This window comes from Pseudomonas sp. FH1 (assembly GCF_000510895.2).
Taxonomy (GTDB): domain Bacteria; phylum Pseudomonadota; class Gammaproteobacteria; order Pseudomonadales; family Pseudomonadaceae; genus Aquipseudomonas; species Aquipseudomonas azotoformans_A.
Genome location: NZ_AOHM01000102.1, coordinates 15,967 through 34,503 on the forward strand (window position 1 = coordinate 15,967; position 18,537 = coordinate 34,503).

Consider the following 18,537-nt stretch of genomic DNA (forward strand, 5'->3'; position numbering starts at 1 on the left):
CGGTATGTGTTTCGATGAGTTGCAACAGTCAGAAAATCAGCGCGCTGCGTCGGCAGATTCCTTCGTTCGAGTGCGTCCCCGGTTGCCACGACTGCTGTGGGCCGGTGACCACCTCGCCCGAGGAAATGTCGCGCCTGCCGCGCAAGACCGCCGCGGAGCAGGATGCGGCCATGGATGAACTGAACTGTGTGCACCTGGGCCCCAACGGTTGCACGGTGTACGACGAGCGACCGCTGATCTGCCGGCTGTTCGGCACCACCAAGACTTTGCCGTGCCCGAATGGGCGGCGCCCGGTGGAGCTGATTCATCCGCGGGTGGAGAAACAGATCCATGAGTACATGGCGAGCACCCGGCAGGTCTTGGTTTAGCCGCTATTCAGTCCGGAATCGGTAGGTTCAGGCTCTCTTTCACCTCTTCCATCACGATATAGCTCTTGGACTCCCGCACGTGGGGCAGCTTGAGCAGGATATCGCCCAGCAGTTTGCGGTACGACGCCATCTCGGAAATCCGTGCCTTTACCAGGTAATCGAAGTCGCCTGAGACCAAATGGCACTCCAGCACATGGGGCAGTTTCAGCACGGCGCGGCGAAACTCCTCAAAGGTGTCGCCGGACTTGTAATCGAGGCTGATCTCGACAAATACCAGCAAACTGCCTTTCAAATGCTGTGGGTTGAGCCGCGCGTTGTAGCCCATGATGATCCCTTCGCGCTCCAGCCGACGCACACGCTCGGTACAGGGCGTGGTCGACAGCCCGACTTTTTCCCCCAGCTCCGTGAACGAAATACGCCCATCGGTTTGCAGGATGCGCAGGATGTTGCGGTCGATCTTGTCCAGCTCCCGCTTGGTCTGGGTGTTGGTACGCATAGGGGATACGCCTCTGTGAAAAGGGTTTTTGCCGAGAATTGTCGCCAAATATAGGCAGTTATATAGTGAAATGCACTGGCAATTGTTTTTTAAACTGCGCTCATCATTGCTCGAATAACACACGTCAGCGGCCATGCCCGCGATGAGGATATAAAAATGCGCGTTCTGGTCTTGGGTAGCGGCGTCATTGGTGTGACCAGTGCCTACTATTTGGCGCGGGCCGGCTTTGAAGTGGTGGTCGTCGACCGTCAGCCCGCTGCTGCCATGGAAACCAGTTTCGCCAACGCCGGCCAGGTGTCCCCAGGTTATGCGTCGCCATGGGCCGCGCCGGGCGTGCCGCTCAAGGCCATCAAGTGGCTGCTCCAACGCCACGCACCACTGGCCATCAAGGCCACCGCCGATATCGACCAATACCTGTGGATGGCGCAGATGCTGCGCAACTGCACCGCCAACCGTTATGCGGTGAACAAGGAGCGTATGGTGCGCCTGTCCGAGTACAGCCGCGACTGCCTCGACGAACTGCGCGCTGAAACCGGCATTGCCTACGAAGGACGTAGCCTGGGGACGACACAACTGTTCCGCACCCAGGCGCAGCTGGATGGCGCGGCCAAGGACATCGCTGTGTTGAAAGAGTCCGGCGTGCCGTTCGAAGTGCTCGACCGCGCCGGCATTGCCCGCGTTGAGCCGGCCCTGGCCAGCGTCACCGATATCCTCGCGGGCGCCTTGCGGCTGCCGAACGACCAGACCGGCGACTGCCAGATGTTCACCACCCGCCTGGTCGACATGTGCAAGCAACTCGGTGTGGAGTTCCGCTTCGAACAAGACATCCAGCGCCTCGACTACGCCGGTGACCGCATCAACGGCGTGTGGATCGACGGCAAGCTGGAAACCGCCGACCGCTACGTACTGGCGCTCGGCAGTTACTCGCCGAAATTGCTCAAGCCGCTGGGGATCAAGGCGCCGGTGTACCCGCTCAAGGGCTACTCGCTGACCGTGCCGATCACCAACCCGGCGATGGCGCCGACTTCGACCATCCTCGACGAGACCTACAAGGTCGCGATCACCCGTTTCGACAACCGCATCCGCGTCGGTGGCATGGCTGAAATAGCCGGTTTTGACCTGTCGCTGAATCCGCGTCGGCGCGAAACCCTGGAGATGATCGTCAACGACCTTTATCCTCAGGGCGGCGATTTGACCGAAGCCAGTTTCTGGACCGGCCTGCGCCCGACCACCCCCGACGGCACGCCGATTGTCGGTGCCACCCCGTTCAAGAACCTGTTCCTGAATACCGGCCACGGCACCCTCGGTTGGACCATGGCTTGTGGCTCCGGTCGTTTGCTGGCCGACCTGATGGCGAAGAAAACCCCGCAGATCAGCGCCGAAGGCCTCGATATTTCCCGTTATGGCAACCACCAGGAGTCCGCACAACATGTCAATCCAGCGCCAGCTCACCAATGAGCGCATGAGCCAGATCGTTGTCCACAGCGGTACCGTGTATTTGGCCGGGCAAGTCGGCGACGACATGAACGCCGGGATTGAACAGCAGACCCGTGAAACCCTGGCCAATATCGAGCGCTTGCTCGACCTGGCGGGCACTGACAAGAGCAAGCTGCTGTCGGTGACGATCTACCTGAAGGACATCGACGCAGACTTCGCCGGCATGAACGCGGTGTGGGACAAGTGGCTGCCCAAAGGTGTCGCGCCAGCCCGTGCCACGGTGGAAGCCAAGCTGTGCGAACCGGAAATCCTGGTGGAGCTGTCCGTCGTGGCGGCCCTGCCTTAGTAACGATCCCTCTCCCGGTGCCGGCGTTGTCGGTCGGTGCCGGTTTTTCTTCACTCTGCCGCCTAGAAGCCTGCCGCCATGCGTCCTGCCCGTGCCCTGATCGATCTCCAAGCCCTGCGCCACAACTACCGATTGGCCCGTGAAGTCACGGGGGCCAAGGCCCTTGCCGTGATCAAGGCCGATGCCTACGGGCATGGCGCCGTGCGCGTGGCCCAGGCGCTGGAAGCCGAGGCCGATGGGTTTGCCGTGGCGTGTATCGAGGAAGCCCTGGAGCTGCGTGCCGCCGGGATTCGTGCGCCAGTGGTGCTGCTGGAAGGTTTTTTCGAGGCCGACGAGCTGCCGCTGATCATCGAGCATGACTTCTGGTGCGTGGTGCATTCGCTGTGGCAGTTGGATGCGATTGAGCAGGCCAAGCTGAGCAAACCGCTGACCATCTGGCTCAAGCTGGATTCCGGCATGCACCGCGTTGGCCTGCATCCCAAGGACTATCACGAGGCTTACCAACGCCTGCTGGCCAGTGGCAAAGTCGCCAAGATCGTTTTGATGAGCCACTTCGCCCGCGCCGATGAACTTGACTGCGTGCGCAGCGATGAACAGGTGGCGGTGTTTGAAGCAGCGCGCCAGGGCTTGTCGGCCGAGGTCAGCTTGCGCAATTCGCCGTCGGTGATGGGCTGGCCGAATGTGTCCAGCGACTGGGTGCGCCCCGGCATCATGCTGTACGGCGCCACGCCATTTGGCGAAGACCAGGCCGTGGCCGCGCGTTTGCAGCCGGTGATGACCTTGGAGTCCAAGGTTATCTGCGTGCGTGAACTGCCAGCCGGTGAACCGGTGGGGTACGGCGCCAAGTTCATTACGCCCAAGCCAATGCGCATCGGCGTTGTTGCCATAGGTTATGCCGATGGCTACCCGCGTCACGCGCCGACCGGCACGCAGGTGCTGGTGGCGGGGCAGCGCAGCCAATTGCTGGGTCGTGTGTCGATGGACATGCTGTGCATCGACCTGACGGACGTACCGCAGGCCGGGCTCGGTTCCACCGTGGAACTGTGGGGTAAAAACATCCTTGCCAGTGATGTCGCGGTCGCTGCCGAGACCATTCCCTACCAACTGTTCTGCAACCTGCGCCGCGTGCCAAGGCTCTATTCCGGCGCTTGATCGCCCGGTACGAACGCAACCGCCTGGGATTTAGGCCCAAGTGTTGTAAATACTGAACGCTGTCGCCATGATAACGCTCAATTACAACAAAGCCTGAATCCTAGGAGGCTCCTGCATTGGACGTCGGCGAACGACTGCAATCCATCCGTAAACTGAAGGGTCTTTCCCAGCGCGAGCTCGCCAAGCGTGCGGGTGTCACCAACAGCACCATTTCGATGATCGAAAAAAACAGCGTCAGCCCCTCGATCAGCTCCTTGCGCAAGGTGCTGGGCGGCATCCCCATGTCCATGGTCGAGTTCTTTTCCGAGGAGATCCTCCAGGAAATACCGACGCAGATCGTCTATAAAGCCAATGAGCTGATCGACATCTCTGACGGCGCCGTCACCATGAAACTGGTAGGCCGGGCGCACCCCAGCCGGGCGATTGCATTTCTCAACGAAATCTACCCACCGGGTGCCGACACGGGCGAAGAAATGCTCACCCACGAAGGCGAAGAAACCGGGATTCTGGTGGAAGGTCGCCTGGAGTTGGTGGTCGGTCTTGAAACTTTTGTGCTTGAAGCCGGCGATAGCTACTACTTTGAAAGCACCAAGCCTCATCGTTTTCGTAATCCGTTCGACGTGCCGGCGCGACTAATCAGCGCAGCCACACCCGCGAACTTTTAAGAAAAGAGGCGTCCTGCCAGCGTTGCAGAGACTCCCGTAGCTGTATCCGTGAAGCCGAATCTCCCTTTATTTAATAGGGTTGTTTCGGCCAGGCGGGCTAACCGTTATACTTTCGCCGCCTGCGAAACCGTGGCCGCAGGCGTGAATAGCCACCATTGAGGGTGAACGCGTGAACCTAATTATGAAAATGCTGGCTGCACCAGCAACCGTACTGGCCCTATGGGCTGTCAGCGCTCAAGCTGCGACCAATGATGACATTGCCAAACGCCTGGAGCCGGTCGGCCAGGTGTGCGTCCAGGGCCAGGAATGCAAGGGGATGGAAGTGGCGGTCGCCGCAGGCGGTGGCGCTGCGAAGACGCCGGATGACATCATCGCCAAGCATTGCAACGCTTGCCACGGCACCGGCCTGTTGGGCGCGCCGAAAATTGGCGACACCGCCGCCTGGAAAGAACGCGCCGATCATCAAGGCGGCCTGGATGGCATCCTGGCCAAGGCGATCACCGGCATCAATGCCATGCCACCCAAAGGCACCTGCTCCGATTGCTCGGATGATGACCTCAAAGGTGCGATCGAGAAGATGTCCGGCTTGAAATAAACCGATCTTCGCCAAAAAGCCGCTTACGAGCGGCTTTTTTGTACCCGCGATTTGTGTTTCAGCCCTGTTATTTGCAGCAAAGACCCGGCAAGCTCGGTCCAACCCCTAATCATGGAATGTTCAGGAGGGTCGGATGGTGCAGTTGTGTTCAATCGAGCAAGCAGTTGACGACGTATTGGCGCGCTTGCCGGCGCATATCCACATGGGCATGCCGCTTGGCCTGGGCAAGCCGAATCTGTTCGTCAACGCGCTGTACCGGCGTGTCGCCAAATTGCCCGAGCGCTCACTGACGATCTACACCGCGCTGGCCCTGGGGCGACCGCCCTTCGGTGATGGGTTGCAAAAGCGCTTTCTGGAACCCTTTATCGAGCGGGTGTTTGGCGATTATCCCGAGCTGGATTTCCTGGCCGACCTGCACAAAGACGGCCTTCCGAAAAATATCCACGTGCAGCAGTTCTTCATGCAGCCCGGCAGCTTGCTGCACAGCGAGTCGGCGCAGCAGGACTACGTGAGCAGCAACTACAGCCACGCGGCCCGCGACATCAATGCTGCCGGCCTGAACCTGGTCGCGCAACTGGTTGCTAGCAGCAGCGAACACCCTGATCGCCTGAGCCTGAGCTGCAACCCGGATATCACCCTCGACCTGTTGCCGATGATCGTCAAGCGTCGTGATGCTGGTGAAACCGTGCTGATCGTCGGTCAGGTTCACAGCGATTTGCCCTATATGCCTGGGGATTCCGAGCTGGGCATGGACGCCTTCGATTACCTGATCGATGAAAAAGACAGCACCACGCTGTTCTCCACACCGAATATGCCGGTGGGTTTCCAGGACCACTTTATCGGCCTGCATGCCAGCACCTTGGTACGCGACGGCGGCACCTTGCAGATCGGCATCGGCTCCATGGGCGATGCGCTGACGGCCGCGCTGTTGGCGCGCCAGGCGGATAACGAGGCCTACCGGCTGTTGCTGACGGACCTGGACGTCTACCAGTGGGCGCCGTTGATCAGCCATGAAGGCGGCGTCGATCCGTTCGCCCGTGGCCTCTATGGGTGCAGCGAAATGTTCGTCAACGGCCTGCTGGTGCTGGCGGACGCGGGGATTATCCGCCGCAAGGTCTACCCCGACGTGGCGACGCAGGAGCAGGCCAACGCTGGCTTGCTGGATGACGCCGCACAGCCGGATGGCATCTCGATCCACGGCGGTTTTTTCCTCGGCCCGCGCAGCTTCTACCAGCGCCTGCAGGAAATGACCCACGCCAAACGGCTTGAATTCAACATGACCCGCATCAGCTACATCAATGAGCTGTACGGCCAGGAAGAACTCAAGCGCCTGCAACGCGTGGATGCGCGGTTTATCAATAGCGCGATCATGGTGACGTTGCTCGGCGCGGGCGTGGCCGATCAGTTGGAGGATGGCCGCGTGCTCAGCGGCGTGGGCGGGCAGTACAACTTCGTTGCCCAAGGGCATGCGCTGGAAGGTGCGCGTTCGATCCTGATTTTGCGCAGCTGGCGTGAGTCGGCGGGGGAGGTCAGTTCCAATATCGTCTGGGATTACGGCCACTGCACAATTCCCCGGCACCTGCGGGACATCGTCATCACTGAGTACGGGATTGCCGATTTGCGCGGTCAGACGGATGCCAAGGTGATTGAGGCGTTGCTCAACGTTACCGACTCACGCTTCCAGGACGATTTGATTGAACAGGCGCAGAAGGCCGGCAAGTTGCCGAAGGATTTCCGCTTGGATCCGCGTTTTGCCGACAACACGCCGGAGCGGCTCAAAGGTATTCAGGCACGTCATCATCGGCTGTTCCCGGAGTACCCGCTGGGCAGCGACTTTACAGATGAAGAGCGGGATTTGTTGCGTGCGTTGAACTGGCTCAAGAGCAAATTCAAGCTGACGGAAATTCTGGAGCTGGGCAAGGCGGCATTGGATGCGCCGGAGCCGGAGGCGTTTCCCAAGCATCTGGAGCGGATGCGGTTGGATAAGCCGGAAGGGCTAAAGGAGGATTTGTATCAGCGGCTGTTGCTGGCGGGCCTGCAGGCGACTGCACATTAGCCAGCAGCGCCGGTTTTTTGTGGTGAGCGGGCTTGCCCCGCGCGAGGCAAGCTCGCTCACTACAAAAATCCTGTCGGGCGTGATTACTCGATGAAGGTCACGACGCCGCCTTCCAACGACTTGACCCGCGCCAGCGACTCAACCCGATAACCCTGCGCATCCAGCTCCGCACGGCCGCCCTGGAACGACTTCTCGATCACGATCCCCAAGCCGGCAACGGTCGCGCCGGCCTGCTTGATAATCGAGATCAGCGCCTGGGACGCCTTGCCGTTGGCCAGGAAGTCATCGATCACCAGCACGCGGTCGCTGCTGGTCAGGTGACGCGGGGAGATCGCCACGGTGCTTTCGACCTTCTTGGTGAAGGAATACACCGTCGCCGACAGCAGGTTTTCCGTCAGGGTCAGGGATTGCTGCTTGCGCGCGAAGATCACCGGTACGCCCAGGTTCAGACCGGTCATGATCGCCGGTGCGATACCCGAGGCCTCGATGGTGACGATCTTGGTGATGCCCGAGTCCTTGAACAGCGCGGCGAATTCGTCGCCGATCAGTTTCATCAGTGCCGGGTCGATCTGGTGGTTCAGAAAGGCGTCGACCTTGAGTACCTGATCGGAAAGCACGATGCCTTCTTCGCGAATTTTCTTGTGCAGTGCTTCCACGGAAAGCTTCCTCTAATGGCGCGGTGTGCGCCGAAAGTAGATTAAAAAGTAGTCGATTCTAGCGCTTTAACATCGCGCGTATATCCGCCAAGGCGGTGTTGCCGCGAACGGCCTTCACCTCGGTCGGGGTGTCGTCATTGCCTTCCCAGGCCAGGTCGTCCGGCGGCAGTTCGTCCAGGAACCGGCTGGGGGCACAATCGATGATTTCGCCGTATTGCTTGCGCTTGGCGGCAAAGGTGAAGGCCAGCGTCTGACGTGCGCGGGTAATGCCCACGTAGGCCAGGCGGCGTTCTTCTTCGATGGTGTCGGCTTCGATGCTGGAGCGGTGCGGGAGGATTTCCTCTTCCATGCCCATGATGAACACGTAGGGGAATTCCAGGCCCTTGGACGCATGCAAGGTCATCATCTGCACGCCTTCGGCGCCGTCTTCCTCTTCCTGCTGGCGCTCGAGCATGTCGCGCAGCACCAGCTTGCCGATGGCGTCTTCGACGGTCATTTCGCCGTCTTCGTCTTTTTCCAGGGTGTTCTTCAGCGCTTCGATCAGGAACCAGACGTTGCTCATGCGGTAGTCCGCCGCCTTGTCGCTGGAGCTGTTGGTGCGCAGCCAGTTTTCGTAGTCGATGTCCATGACCATGCTGCGCAGGGCGCTGATCGGGTCTTCGCCAGCGCACTGCTCGCGCACCTTGTCCATGAAACGCTTGAAGCGCGACAGGCGATCGGTGAAGCGCGAGTCCAGGTGTTCGCCCAGGCCGATTTCATCGGTGGCGGCGTACATCGAGATCTTGCGTTCGGTGGCGTAGTTACCGAGCTTTTCCAGGGTGGTGGAACCGATTTCGCGGCGCGGCACGTTGATCACGCGCAGGAAGGCGTTGTCGTCGTCCGGGTTCACGATCAGGCGGAAGTAGGCCATCAGGTCTTTCACTTCCTGGCGTCCGAAAAAGCTGTTGCCACCCGACAGGCGATACGGCACCTGGTGGTGCTGCAATTTCAGCTCGATCAGCTTGGCCTGGTAGTTGCCGCGGTACAGGATCGCGAAATCGCTGTAGGGCCGGTCGGTGCGCAAGTGCAGGCTGAGGATTTCCACCGCCACGCGTTCGGCTTCGGCGTCTTCGTTGCGGCAGCGGATCACGCGGATCTCGTCGCCGTGGCCCATCTCGCTCCACAGCTGTTTTTCAAACTCGTGGGGGTTGTTCGAGATCAACACGTTGGCGCAACGCAGGATGCGGCTGGTGGAGCGGTAGTTCTGCTCCAGCATCACCACTTTCAGGGACGGGTAGTCGTCCTTGAGCAACATCAGGTTTTCCGGGCGGGCGCCGCGCCAGGCGTAGATCGACTGGTCATCGTCGCCGACCACGGTGAATTGGTTGCGCTTGCCGATCAGCATTTTCACCAGCAGGTACTGGCTGGCGTTGGTGTCCTGGTATTCGTCCACCAGCAGGTAGCGCACCTTGTTCTGCCATTTTTCGAGGATGTCGGCGTGTTCTTCGAACAGCTTCACCGGCAGCAGGATCAGGTCGTCGAAGTCCACCGCGTTGAACGCCTTGAGCGTGCGCTGGTAGTGGGTGTAGACGATGGCGGCGGTCTGTTCCTTGGGGTTGCGTGCGTTTTCCAGGGCCTGGGCGGGCAGGATCAGGTCGTTTTTCCAGGCGCCGATCATGTTCTTGATCTCGTCCACGCCGTCGTCGCCTGCGTATTCCTTTTGCATGATGTCGGTCATCAGCGACTTCACGTCGGTTTCGTCGAAGATCGAGAAACCGGGCTTGTAGCCAAGGCGTACATGCTCCTTGCGGATGATGTTCAGGCCCAGGTTGTGGAAGGTACACACGGTGAGGCCACGGCCTTCGCCACCCTTGAGCAGGGTGCCGACGCGCTCTTTCATTTCCCGCGCCGCCTTGTTGGTAAACGTCATGGCGACGATGTACTGGGCGCGGATGCCGCACTGCTGGATCAGGTGCGCGATCTTGCGGGTGATCACGCTGGTCTTGCCGGAGCCTGCACCGGCGAGCACCAATAGAGGGCCGCCGACGTAGTTCACGGCTTCTTGCTGCCGGGGATTGAGTCGGGACATACAGAATTTTAGGAGTCGTTGTTCAAAAGGGCGGGCATTTTAACAGGCTCGCAGGATTCTGCTCTGTCAGAACGACAGTGTGACGTACCACTCGATCTAAATTTGCCGGTTTTGATACTTTGCCGCAGGATGTCGGGGTTGTTTGCGACTAATGTTTACAGTTCGCGTGTTTGATAACCCCTATCATTGGTGATTATCCGGCCGCACGTCATAATGCCCGCCGCCACGAAATTTTGCAGAGTCTAGGGAGCTAGCTTGTCTACGCCTGTCGAACCCTTGCGTTTGCTGCTGCTGGCCGATGAGCCCGCGTGGGCAGCGTTGTTGCGCGAGTGCCTGGCGCCGATGGGCGATGGGGCTGTGCTGATCAGCGCACCAAATTGGGAGTCCGTGAGCCGTCTGTTCGATGACGACCACAGCGCCGTGCTGTTGACCACGCCCAGCCTGCAACCCGGTCCTGGCCGTTGCAGCCTGCCGTGCGTGTTGTTGTTGGAGCAGGAACCTCTGGTTTCGCCACTTGGCGTCAGCGATTGGCTGGTGCGTGATGTATTGGATGCCGATACAGTGCGCCGCTGCCTGCGCCATGTCCGCGAGCGCGGTGTGCTGGAAAACACCCTGCAACGCCTCGCCGAACAGGACCCGCTCACGGGCATTGCCAACCGCCAGGGCTTCCAGACCTTACTCGCCGCGCGACTGGCCGAGAACGAAGGCCGTGGCCTGGCCCTCGGTCATCTGGACCTCGACAATTTTCGCCACGCCAACGACGCCCTCGGCCACCAGGCCGGCGACCGGTTGATCCTGCAAGTGGTCTCGCGGCTCAAAAGCCAGCTTGAGGTCGGGGACCAGTTGGCGCGCCTGGGCAGTGACGAATTCGCCTTGTTGATCGACACCCGCCGTGCGCCGCAGCGTGCCGAGTGGATGGCCGAGCGCATCACCGAAGTCATGGCCGAACCCTACTGGGTGGATGGCGAGAGCCTGCTGATCGGCTGCAGCCTGGGCGTGGCCCATGCCCGCGCCCGTGCTGGCGCCGACCCGCTGATGTGGCACGCGCATATCGCCATGCAACAGGCGAAGAGCACCCAAGGCTGCACCTTTCATATTTTCAACGAACGCATCAACCGTAACGCACGCAGCCTGGCCGACCTGGAAAGCGAGCTGCGCCGCGCCCTTCGGCGTGACGAACTGGAGCTGCATTACCAACCGCGCCTGGACCTGGACGACGGGCACATCGTCGGCCTTGAAGCCCTGGTGCGCTGGCGGCATGGCGAGCGCGGCCTGTTGCCGCCCAGTGAGTTCGTGCCCCTGGCCGAGCAAAGCGGCCTGATCGTGCCGCTGGGCTACTGGGTGATTTCCCGTGCCCTGCGCGACATGCAGGACCTGCGCGAACGTGGCCTACCGCCGCTGCACATGGCGGTCAACCTGTCGTTCCGTCAGTTCCAGGACAGCCAGTTGCTCTCCACGCTCAGTCGGCTGATTGCCGAGCGGGGCGTTGAGGCGCAGTGGCTGGAGTTCGAACTCACCGAAACCGCCGTGATGCGCCGCAGCGACCTGGTCAAGCAGACCATGGACGCCCTTGGCCGCCTGGGTGTGCGGTTTTCCCTGGATGATTTTGGCACTGGCTTTTCATCGTTCGTGCACCTCAACAGCCTGCCGATTGCCTTGTTGAAGATCGACAAGAGCTTTGTCGGCGGCATGGAAGAGCGCGAAGAGAATCGCAAGCTGGTGCACGCCATGATCAACCTGGCGCACAACCTCAATCTCGAAGTGGTTGCTGAGGGCGTGGAAACGCCGGAGCAGCTTGCGTTGTTGAGGCTGTTTGGCTGCGACCAGGCCCAGGGATACCTGATCAGCAAGCCGCTGCCGTTGCCGGAGTTGGTGGAGTACCTGACCTTCGGCAATGGCCAGCAAGCCCGCGTGGGCGAAGGGCTTTAATCCGGTTGAGCAGCCTGGAACCCACCACGGGTTTCGGGCTCGGCGCCCTCCTGACGGATCATTCGCTTCATCTTCGCTTCAAACGCCCAGGTCAGGCTGACTGCGGCGCACGCCAGGCCCAGTGCCAAGCCCCACCACACGCCGGTCGGTCCCCAGCCCAGGGTGAAGGCCATCAACCACGCCGACGGTGCGCCAATCAACCAATAGCAGCCTGCGCCGATCAGGAAGGTGGTCTTGGCGTCCTTGAGCCCGCGAATGCAGCCCATGGCGATGGTTTGCACGCCGTCGAACAACTCGAACCAGGCGGCCACAGCGAGCAGGCTGACGGCCAGGACGATCACGTCGTGGAACGCGGGATCGTTGTGATCGATGAGCAGTCCGATCAATGGGTCGGAGTAAAGCCACAGCATGGCGGCAAATCCCAACATCACCGCTGCGCCAAATCCTATGCCGACACGTCCGGCCAGGCGTGCCTGCAGCAACTGCCCGGCGCCGTAATGCTGGCCGATGCGCATGGTCACTGCGTAGGACATCCCCGCCGGCACCATGAACGCCACCGACACAATCTGCAGCGCTATCTGGTGCGCCGCCAACTGCGTGCTGCCCATGGTGCCCATGCACAGCGCGGCAAAGGCAAACAACCCGACCTCCACCGCGTAGGTGCCGCCAATCGGCAGGCCCAGGCGCCACAACTCGCGCAGGTACTGGGTGTTCAGGCGCAGCAGGCCGGCGCTCAGCGGGTAGGCCGCATAGGTGCGGTTGCTGCGGATGTACCACATCAGCGTCAGCGCCATGCCGTTGGCGACGATGGCGGTGACCAGGCCGATGCCCATCAGGCCGAGCTTGGGCAGGCCGAACATGCCTTCGATCAGTGCGTGGTTGAGCAGGTAATTCAGTACTGTGCCGCCGACGCTGATGACCATCACCGGAGTGGCTTTGCCGATGGCGCTGGTAAAGCCGCGCAAGGCCATGAAGCTCAAGTATCCGGGCAGGGCGAACGGCAGGATCGTCAGGAATTGCCCGGCCGACTGCACGTTGGTTTCAGTCTGGCCGAACATCAGCAACAGCGGCTTGAGGTTCCACAGCAGCAAGCCGGCCGCCAAGGCCATCAGCCAGGCCAGCCACAGCCCGGCCTGGGTCAACCGGGTGGCGCCTTCGATATCCCCGGCGCCGTGACGGATGGCGACAAGCGTGCCTACGGCGGCAATCACGCCGATGCAGAAGATCGACACGAACGAATAGCTCGCCGCGCCCAGGCCGCCACCAGCCAGGGCTTCAGGGCTCAGGCGCGCCATCATCAGGGTGTCGGTCAGCACCATCAGCATGTGCGCCAACTGTGAGGCAATCAACGGCCCTGACAGCCGCAGAATGGCCCAGAGTTCGGTACGTGCCGGATGCTGCATGATCATCACACTCGAATAGTCGAAGGGTTGGGGAAGGGTTGATTCTCGGCGCTCTCCATTCATTACACAAAAGGATTAAAGCGATGATGTGCATGACTTAAACTCATGCCAGACGATCTGGTAGGGTGCGGTACTGCTCTGTAGGAATTTCCTGATGACTCGTCGCCTTCCTCCGCTGTATGCCTTGCGAGCATTTGAAGCCGCCTCTCGACACAACTCCTTTACCCGCGCGGCGGAGGAGTTGTCGATTACGCAAAGTGCGGTGAGCCGACATATCCGCACGCTTGAAGAACACTTCGCCTGCCGGCTGTTCCAGCGCAGTGGCCGCACCTTGCAGCTCACCGAAGCGGCGCGCCTGTTGTTGCCCGGCGTACGTGAAGGTTTCGCCGCGCTGGAGCGGGCCTGCCATACCTTGAATGCCGAGGACGACATCCTGCGCATGAAGGCGCCGTCGACCCTGACTATGCGTTGGTTGTTGGCGCGACTCAGCCGCTTCCGCGCATTACAGCCGGGCAATGAGGTGCAACTGACCAGCGCCTGGATGAGCGTGGACGAGGTGGACTTCAACCAGGAGCCGTTCGACTGCGCGGTGCTGCTGAGCTACGGGCATTTTCCGGCGGATTGGGAGGCCAGTTATCTGTTCCCGGAATTGCTGATCCCGGTCGGCGCGCCAAATCTGCTGGAAGATGGGCCCTGGGATGCCGAGCGGCTGGCCACCGCCGAATTGCTGCACCCCACGCCCGACCGTCGTGATTGGCGCAATTGGCTGGAGCGCATGGGCTTGTCATCCCAGGTGTCGCTCAAGGGCGGCCAGGTGTTCGACACGCTCGAACTGGGCATGATCGCCGCCGCGCGAGGTTACGGCGTGTCCATGGGCGACTTGCTGATGGTGGCCGAAGACGTGGCCCAGGGGCGGCTGAGCCTACCCTGGCCAACGGCCGTGGCCAGTCGTGAAAATTACTATTTGGTGTGGCCGAAAACCCGCCCCGGTGGCGAGCGGTTGCGGCGCCTGGCGGAGTTTCTGCAGGCAGAGGTCAAGGCCATGGAATTGCCCCAGGTCGAACGCCTTGATTGAGCGGCGACAGACCGTTCGTGCAATCGTTTGCGTGATACCCCTGTGATTCGCTCAAGTATTGCCTCGGCCCGCCGAAGTAGGTGTGTTGGAACCATCGTGCACCAACGCTACCCACTAGATAATTTGCCGAGCAGCGCTATGAGATCAGGATGATCCTGGCCTCGGCCAGGAGCTGTCATGTCTCAACCTCGTGCTCGGATTGCCTCCCAGTTAGGCCTCGCGTTAGCCTTGATTCTGGCTGTCGTCATCAGCGGCAGTACCGTGTTTGCCTTGCGTTCCCTCGACTCCGCCAACCTCGCCACCCGTGAGGAACACTTGGCCAGTGAGGCGCGCTTGCTCGCCGACCAACTCAATACCTTCCACAGCACCTTGCGCGAAAGTACCCAGCGTTTGAGCGGGCTGTTTGAAAAACGCTTCGGCGCGGGCTTGAGTGTGCATGCAGACCAGCCGGTGACCGTGGCCGGGGTACAGACCCCAAGCCTGTCCCTGGGCAGTGAAGTGCTGAACAACAACTTCGATGAAGTGGATGAGTTCAAGCAGATGTCCGGCGGCGTGGCCACGGTGTTCGTGCGCAGCGGCGAAGACTTCATTCGCATCAGCACCTCGTTGACCAAACAGGATGGCAACCGTGCCATCGGTACGGTGCTGGATCGCCAGGGCCCAGCCTATCAGCGCGTGCTCAGCGGCCAGACCTACATTGGCCGTGCGGTGTTGTTCGACCGCTCCTACATGACCCAGTACAGCCCGGTGCGTGACAGCAGCGGCCAGGTCATCGCCGTGCTGTTCATCGGTTTTGACTACACCGACGCCCAGAACGCCCAGTTCGAGAACCTCAAGCGCTTCCGCATCGGCCAGACCGGCTCCCTGGCCTTGCTCGATGAGCAGAAGCGTTGGCTGGTGCCGCCGGCGGGCGTGCAGGCGCTGGACCAGGCGATCCCAGTGATGCTGGACCTGGCCAAGACGCCAGGCGCGGGCCGCTTCTGGGCGGACAAGAGCGAAGATTTCTACAGCGTCTCGGTGCCCTTCGAAGACGGGCCGTGGGCGGTGGTTGCCAGCATGCCCAAGGCTGAGATTCGCTCGGTGACCTGGGACGTCGGCATCCGCCTGGTAATCGGCAGCGTCTTGGCCATGCTGCTGGCAGTCGGTGCAACCGTGTGGCTGCTGCGTAGCAAGTTGGCGCCGTTGGGCGACCTGGTGCGCCAGGCCGAGGCCTTGGGCGCGGGCGACTTGAGCGCACGCCTGAATGTGTCCAGCCATGACGAAATCGGCCAGTTGGCGCGCAGTTTCAACCAGATGGGTGAAGCGCTGTCGACCATGGTTTCGCATATCCGCAAGGCGGCCGAAGAGGTCAACAGCCGCGCCCAGGCGTTGTCCGGGTTGTCCGGTGGTGCCTATGAAGGCATGGAGCAGCAGTCCGGCGAGATCACCAGCATGGCCGGCGCCGTGGAAGAGTTCAGCGCCACCTCGCTGAACATCGCCGACAATATGGGCAGCACCGAACGCCTGGCCCAGGAAAACGCCCAGCAAACCCGTATCGGGCGTAACTCGATGCAAGAGGCGTCGTCGTCCCTGGAACACATCGCCACCGCCCTGAACAGCACGGCCACGGTGATCAACACCCTTGGCCAGCGCTCCCAGGAAATCGGCGGGATCGTCGGCGTGATCACCTCGATTGCCGAACAGACCAACCTGCTGGCGCTCAACGCTGCCATCGAAGCTGCGCGCGCGGGTGAGCAAGGCCGTGGCTTTGCCGTGGTCGCCGATGAGGTGCGCAACCTGGCGTCGCGCACCCGAGAGGCCACCGACGAGATCTCCGGGATGATCCAGAGCATCCAGCAGGAAACCGGCAACGCCATCAGCACCATGGAGCGCGGCAACGTGTTGATGCAGGAAGGCCTGTCGCGCAACGCCGACGTGGCGTCGGCCCTGGCGCGTATCGACGAGCAAAGCCGTTCGGCCGGCCAGCAGTTCGCGGCGATTACCACTGCCACCCAGGAGCAGAGCAGCACCGCGACCTTGCTCAGCAGCAATCTGCAAAGCATTGCGTTGGCCAACAGTGAGCAGCGCGAAGTGGTGTCAAACCTGGCGATTACCGCCAAGGAATTGGAGACGCTGGCGGCGGGCTTGCGGCATGAGGTGGATCGCTTCCGCTGAGGCTCAGGTGATGGAGGCCGGGCGATATTGCAGGGCCTCCTTCAGATGCTCACGGGTGATGTCATTCACCTGTTCTAGGTCCGCCAAGGTGCGCGCCACCTTGAGCAGGCGATGGGCGGCGCGCAGGGACAGGGTCAGCCGCTCGCAAGCGGTTTCCAGCCAGCCCTCATCGACCTTCGCCAGCGTGCAGTGCTTGCGCAGCCCAGGCAGGTCCAGAAAGGCATTCGCACAACCCTGACGCCGTAACAGGCGCTCGCGAGCCTCGGCAACCTCGGCCGAGGCCGTCGCGGTGTTATCGCCAGCCTGTTGGGCTGGGTTCAATGCCGTGGTTTCCCGCGCGACGGTCAGGTGCAGGTCGATCCGGTCCATCAACGGTCCGGACAGCTTGTTGCGATAGCGCTGGATCTGCTCCGGTGTACAGCGACAGCGCCCGCTGGGTTCGCCCAAATAACCACACGGGCAGGGGTTCATGGCGGCCACCAGTTGAAAACGTGCTGGGAAGCTCACCCTGTCACGGGCGCGGGAAATCACGATGTGTCCTGACTCCAGTGGTTCGCGCAGCACCTCCAGTACCTTGCGGTCGAACTCCGGCAATTCATCCAGGAACAAGACGCCGTGATGGGCGAGAGTGATTTCGCCGGGCTGCGGTTTTGAGCCGCTGTGACATTCGGTAATTAATGCAACCAGTTTGGCTTGCAGGCCGCATTCCTCCGTATTATTTTTGAGTCAAATATGCAACCAAATACGATTAATAGGCGCAAACGGCCGAAATATGGACACAAATAGCTGCAAACAGCCTAAATTCTCTGTTGCTAGGCGTATTAAATCTACGCATCGCAGCCTCTCAGGCGTGTACGCTTTTCGCGGAGAAGGCGTTGCATTCGAGTCGGCGCTTGAGCGCGACTTCATTTCGCGAATGGATTTCAGCAGGGAAGTCGTGTCCGTGGTATCTCAGCCAGTGACTCTAGACTTCGTTGCCCGGAATGGCCGCTCATACACGTACACCCCTGACTTCTTGGTCCGATTCAAAGGCCGAGCGGAAATCCCACCCATGTTGGTGGAGGTCAAACCGGAAGAAAACTGGCGGGAAAGCTGGCGCGAGTACTTGCCTAAGTGGAAAGCCGCGTGGAGCTATGCCAGGGCACAAGGGTGGAGTTTTCATATCTACGACGAGTCTAGAATCAGAGGGCAGTCGCTGAAGAACATACAGTTCCTTGAACGCTTCAAGCGTGCGGATTACGCCAAAGAGGATTTGGACGCAGTGATTCAAACGGTCGAGTTCATGGGAGCAGCACCGATCCACTATCTCGTGGCGTTGCATTTCACAGGATCTGAGGCGCTGGGCACGTCGCACATTTTTCACCTCATCGCCAACCGCCAGCTCGACTGTGACATAAGCAGTAAGATTGATGATTTTCTTGAAGTGTCGGTGACTCTCTAATGGACGCTACTGATGAAATCCCGATGGGCATCAAGGTAGATCGCTCATTCATCCACCTCGCGGTGGGGGAGATGGTTTGCTACCAAAAGGAAATTTATCGGATCACCCAAGTGCTCGACTATCAGACGGTCTTGGGGATAAACGTGGAGAGTGGGCGGGCGAAGGTTTTACGCATTGCTGAACTCAAACCAGTACTCGCTGAAAAGGTGAAAGGGCTCTACATAAATCACGACCTAGAGGATATAGGCACCGAAGAGTGGGCCGAGGCCCAAAAGCGTTTTTCGATAATATCTCCGCTTCTAACGCTCAACGGCCAAACCAAAGCGGCTGTCGAGCAAAGAGCGAAAGAGGCTGGCGTCAACTTTGTGACCGTTTACAGGTGGCTGAACAGGTACAAGGAGTATGGCGAAGTCACTGCGCTTATCCCCTTCAAACGCGGATGGGCAAAGGGGCGTCAGCGAATTTCTGACGATGTCGAAGAAGTCATGAAAGAAGGGATCGATACATTTTACTTAACCGATCAGCGCTATTCAGTGGCGGCTACGGTTAAAGAGATTAAGAGGCTGTGTAAAGCTAAGAAGCTGGCCCCTCCCAACAGCGACACCGTTCGCGCAAGAATCAAGAAACTACCGGATAGTGAAGTCTTACGTGCGGATTCCACGCCATCCGGACACTCAGCCCACCAACATCCGGACA

16 protein-coding genes and 1 pseudogene are annotated in these 18,537 nt (G+C 60.5%); 12 read left to right on the forward strand and 5 right to left on the reverse strand.

Translation table 11 applies throughout. The features are described 5' to 3' along the window. Positions 1-14: 14 nt before the first annotated feature. On the forward strand, positions 15-368 hold the full coding sequence (locus H096_RS24680; RefSeq protein ID WP_016975913.1) for a YkgJ family cysteine cluster protein: 354 nt from the start codon (positions 15-17) through the stop codon (positions 366-368). 7 nt (positions 369-375) lie between these two features. On the opposite strand, the gene H096_RS24685 is transcribed toward H096_RS24680, so the two are convergent. After that, positions 376-864: an Lrp/AsnC ligand binding domain-containing protein gene (locus H096_RS24685; protein WP_003176896.1), complete on the reverse strand. Its 489-nt coding sequence runs from the start codon at positions 862-864 to the stop codon at positions 376-378. Between the two features lie 156 nt (positions 865-1,020). Between H096_RS24685 and dadA the strand changes: the two genes are divergently transcribed. The 6 genes from dadA to H096_RS24715 all read left to right on the forward strand — a co-directional run bounded on the left by dadA (position 1,021) and on the right by H096_RS24715 (position 7,115). Next, the gene (dadA, locus tag H096_RS24690) at positions 1,021-2,322 is read left to right on the forward strand and encodes a D-amino acid dehydrogenase (RefSeq protein ID WP_016975912.1); all 1,302 of its coding nucleotides are present in this window, start codon (positions 1,021-1,023) and stop codon (positions 2,320-2,322) included. Next, positions 2,294-2,647: a RidA family protein gene (locus tag H096_RS24695; protein ID WP_028618462.1), complete on the forward strand. Its 354-nt coding sequence runs from the start codon at positions 2,294-2,296 to the stop codon at positions 2,645-2,647. The genes dadA and H096_RS24695 overlap by 29 nt, the downstream gene beginning before the upstream one ends. Positions 2,648-2,725: 78 nt before the next feature. Beyond that, positions 2,726-3,799: an alanine racemase gene (gene alr, locus H096_RS24700; protein WP_033901957.1), complete on the forward strand. Its 1,074-nt coding sequence runs from the start codon at positions 2,726-2,728 to the stop codon at positions 3,797-3,799. 116 nt (positions 3,800-3,915) lie between these two features. Further along, complete coding sequence (locus tag H096_RS24705) at positions 3,916-4,464, forward strand: cupin domain-containing protein (RefSeq protein WP_003176893.1); 549 nt, start codon at positions 3,916-3,918, stop codon at positions 4,462-4,464. A gap of 181 nt (positions 4,465-4,645) precedes the next feature. Further along, the gene (locus H096_RS24710; RefSeq protein ID WP_033901958.1) at positions 4,646-5,059 is read left to right on the forward strand and encodes a c-type cytochrome; all 414 of its coding nucleotides are present in this window, start codon (positions 4,646-4,648) and stop codon (positions 5,057-5,059) included. 133 nt (positions 5,060-5,192) lie between these two features. Then, positions 5,193-7,115 carry an acetyl-CoA hydrolase/transferase C-terminal domain-containing protein gene (locus H096_RS24715; protein WP_033901959.1) on the forward strand — a complete coding sequence of 641 codons (1,923 nt, stop codon included), beginning with the start codon at positions 5,193-5,195 and terminating at the stop codon, positions 7,113-7,115. 83 nt (positions 7,116-7,198) lie between these two features. Here H096_RS24715 and H096_RS24720 read toward each other — a convergent pair whose 3' ends face one another. Continuing rightward, positions 7,199-7,771 carry a xanthine phosphoribosyltransferase gene (locus tag H096_RS24720; RefSeq protein WP_025856334.1) on the reverse strand — a complete coding sequence of 191 codons (573 nt, stop codon included), beginning with the start codon at positions 7,769-7,771 and terminating at the stop codon, positions 7,199-7,201. 58 nt (positions 7,772-7,829) lie between these two features. After that, a complete protein-coding gene (rep, locus tag H096_RS24725; RefSeq protein ID WP_016975907.1) occupies positions 7,830-9,839 on the reverse strand; it encodes a DNA helicase Rep in 2,010 nt (669 codons plus the stop codon). 255 nt (positions 9,840-10,094) lie between these two features. Between rep and H096_RS24730 the strand changes: the two genes are divergently transcribed. Beyond that, on the forward strand, positions 10,095-11,768 hold the full coding sequence (locus tag H096_RS24730) for a bifunctional diguanylate cyclase/phosphodiesterase (RefSeq protein WP_033901960.1): 1,674 nt from the start codon (positions 10,095-10,097) through the stop codon (positions 11,766-11,768). Here the strand turns inward: H096_RS24730 and H096_RS24735 are convergent. After that, on the reverse strand, positions 11,765-13,177 hold the full coding sequence (locus tag H096_RS24735) for a NorM family multidrug efflux MATE transporter (RefSeq protein ID WP_033901961.1): 1,413 nt from the start codon (positions 13,175-13,177) through the stop codon (positions 11,765-11,767). The two genes, H096_RS24730 and H096_RS24735, sit on opposite strands and share 4 nt — an antisense overlap. 148 nt (positions 13,178-13,325) lie before the next feature. On the opposite strand from H096_RS24735, the gene H096_RS24740 reads away from it, so the two are divergent. Both H096_RS24740 and H096_RS24745 read left to right on the forward strand, forming a co-directional pair. Further along, the gene (locus H096_RS24740; protein WP_033901962.1) at positions 13,326-14,246 is read left to right on the forward strand and encodes a LysR substrate-binding domain-containing protein; all 921 of its coding nucleotides are present in this window, start codon (positions 13,326-13,328) and stop codon (positions 14,244-14,246) included. 177 nt (positions 14,247-14,423) lie between these two features. Continuing rightward, the gene (locus H096_RS24745; RefSeq protein WP_033901963.1) at positions 14,424-16,400 is read left to right on the forward strand and encodes a methyl-accepting chemotaxis protein; all 1,977 of its coding nucleotides are present in this window, start codon (positions 14,424-14,426) and stop codon (positions 16,398-16,400) included. Positions 16,401-16,403: 3 nt separating this feature from the next. Here H096_RS24745 and H096_RS24750 read toward each other — a convergent pair. Then, positions 16,404-17,057 (reverse strand): annotated as a pseudogene (locus tag H096_RS24750) (ATP-binding protein); the annotation flags it as partial. 259 nt (positions 17,058-17,316) lie between these two features. Here H096_RS24750 and H096_RS24755 point away from each other — a divergent pair. Together H096_RS24755 and H096_RS24760 are read left to right on the forward strand one after the other, a co-directional pair. Beyond that, positions 17,317-17,841: a TnsA endonuclease N-terminal domain-containing protein gene (locus H096_RS24755; protein ID WP_033901964.1), complete on the forward strand. Its 525-nt coding sequence runs from the start codon at positions 17,317-17,319 to the stop codon at positions 17,839-17,841. Further along, a partial coding sequence (locus H096_RS24760; RefSeq protein ID WP_156717524.1) for a helix-turn-helix domain-containing protein occupies positions 17,841-18,537 on the forward strand: 697 nt, incomplete at its 3' end. The genes H096_RS24755 and H096_RS24760, both read left to right, overlap by 1 nt.

What these genes read in the sequence shown, in the direction of transcription:
- H096_RS24680 (WP_016975913.1), top strand. Translation starts at nt 15, where the DNA reads ATGAGTTGCAACAGTCAGAAAATCAGCGCGCTGCGTCGGCAGATTCCT.
- H096_RS24685 (WP_003176896.1), bottom strand. Translation starts at nt 864, where the DNA reads ATGCGTACCAACACCCAGACCAAGCGGGAGCTGGACAAGATCGACCGC.
- dadA (WP_016975912.1), top strand. Translation starts at nt 1,021, where the DNA reads ATGCGCGTTCTGGTCTTGGGTAGCGGCGTCATTGGTGTGACCAGTGCC.
- H096_RS24695 (WP_028618462.1), top strand. Translation starts at nt 2,294, where the DNA reads ATGTCAATCCAGCGCCAGCTCACCAATGAGCGCATGAGCCAGATCGTT.
- alr (WP_033901957.1), top strand. Translation starts at nt 2,726, where the DNA reads ATGCGTCCTGCCCGTGCCCTGATCGATCTCCAAGCCCTGCGCCACAAC.
- H096_RS24710 (WP_033901958.1), top strand. Translation starts at nt 4,646, where the DNA reads ATGAAAATGCTGGCTGCACCAGCAACCGTACTGGCCCTATGGGCTGTC.
- H096_RS24715 (WP_033901959.1), top strand. Translation starts at nt 5,193, where the DNA reads ATGGTGCAGTTGTGTTCAATCGAGCAAGCAGTTGACGACGTATTGGCG.
- rep (WP_016975907.1), bottom strand. Translation starts at nt 9,839, where the DNA reads ATGTCCCGACTCAATCCCCGGCAGCAAGAAGCCGTGAACTACGTCGGC.
- H096_RS24735 (WP_033901961.1), bottom strand. Translation starts at nt 13,177, where the DNA reads ATGATCATGCAGCATCCGGCACGTACCGAACTCTGGGCCATTCTGCGG.
- H096_RS24740 (WP_033901962.1), top strand. Translation starts at nt 13,326, where the DNA reads ATGACTCGTCGCCTTCCTCCGCTGTATGCCTTGCGAGCATTTGAAGCC.
- H096_RS24745 (WP_033901963.1), top strand. Translation starts at nt 14,424, where the DNA reads ATGTCTCAACCTCGTGCTCGGATTGCCTCCCAGTTAGGCCTCGCGTTA.
- H096_RS24755 (WP_033901964.1), top strand. Translation starts at nt 17,317, where the DNA reads ATGGATTTCAGCAGGGAAGTCGTGTCCGTGGTATCTCAGCCAGTGACT.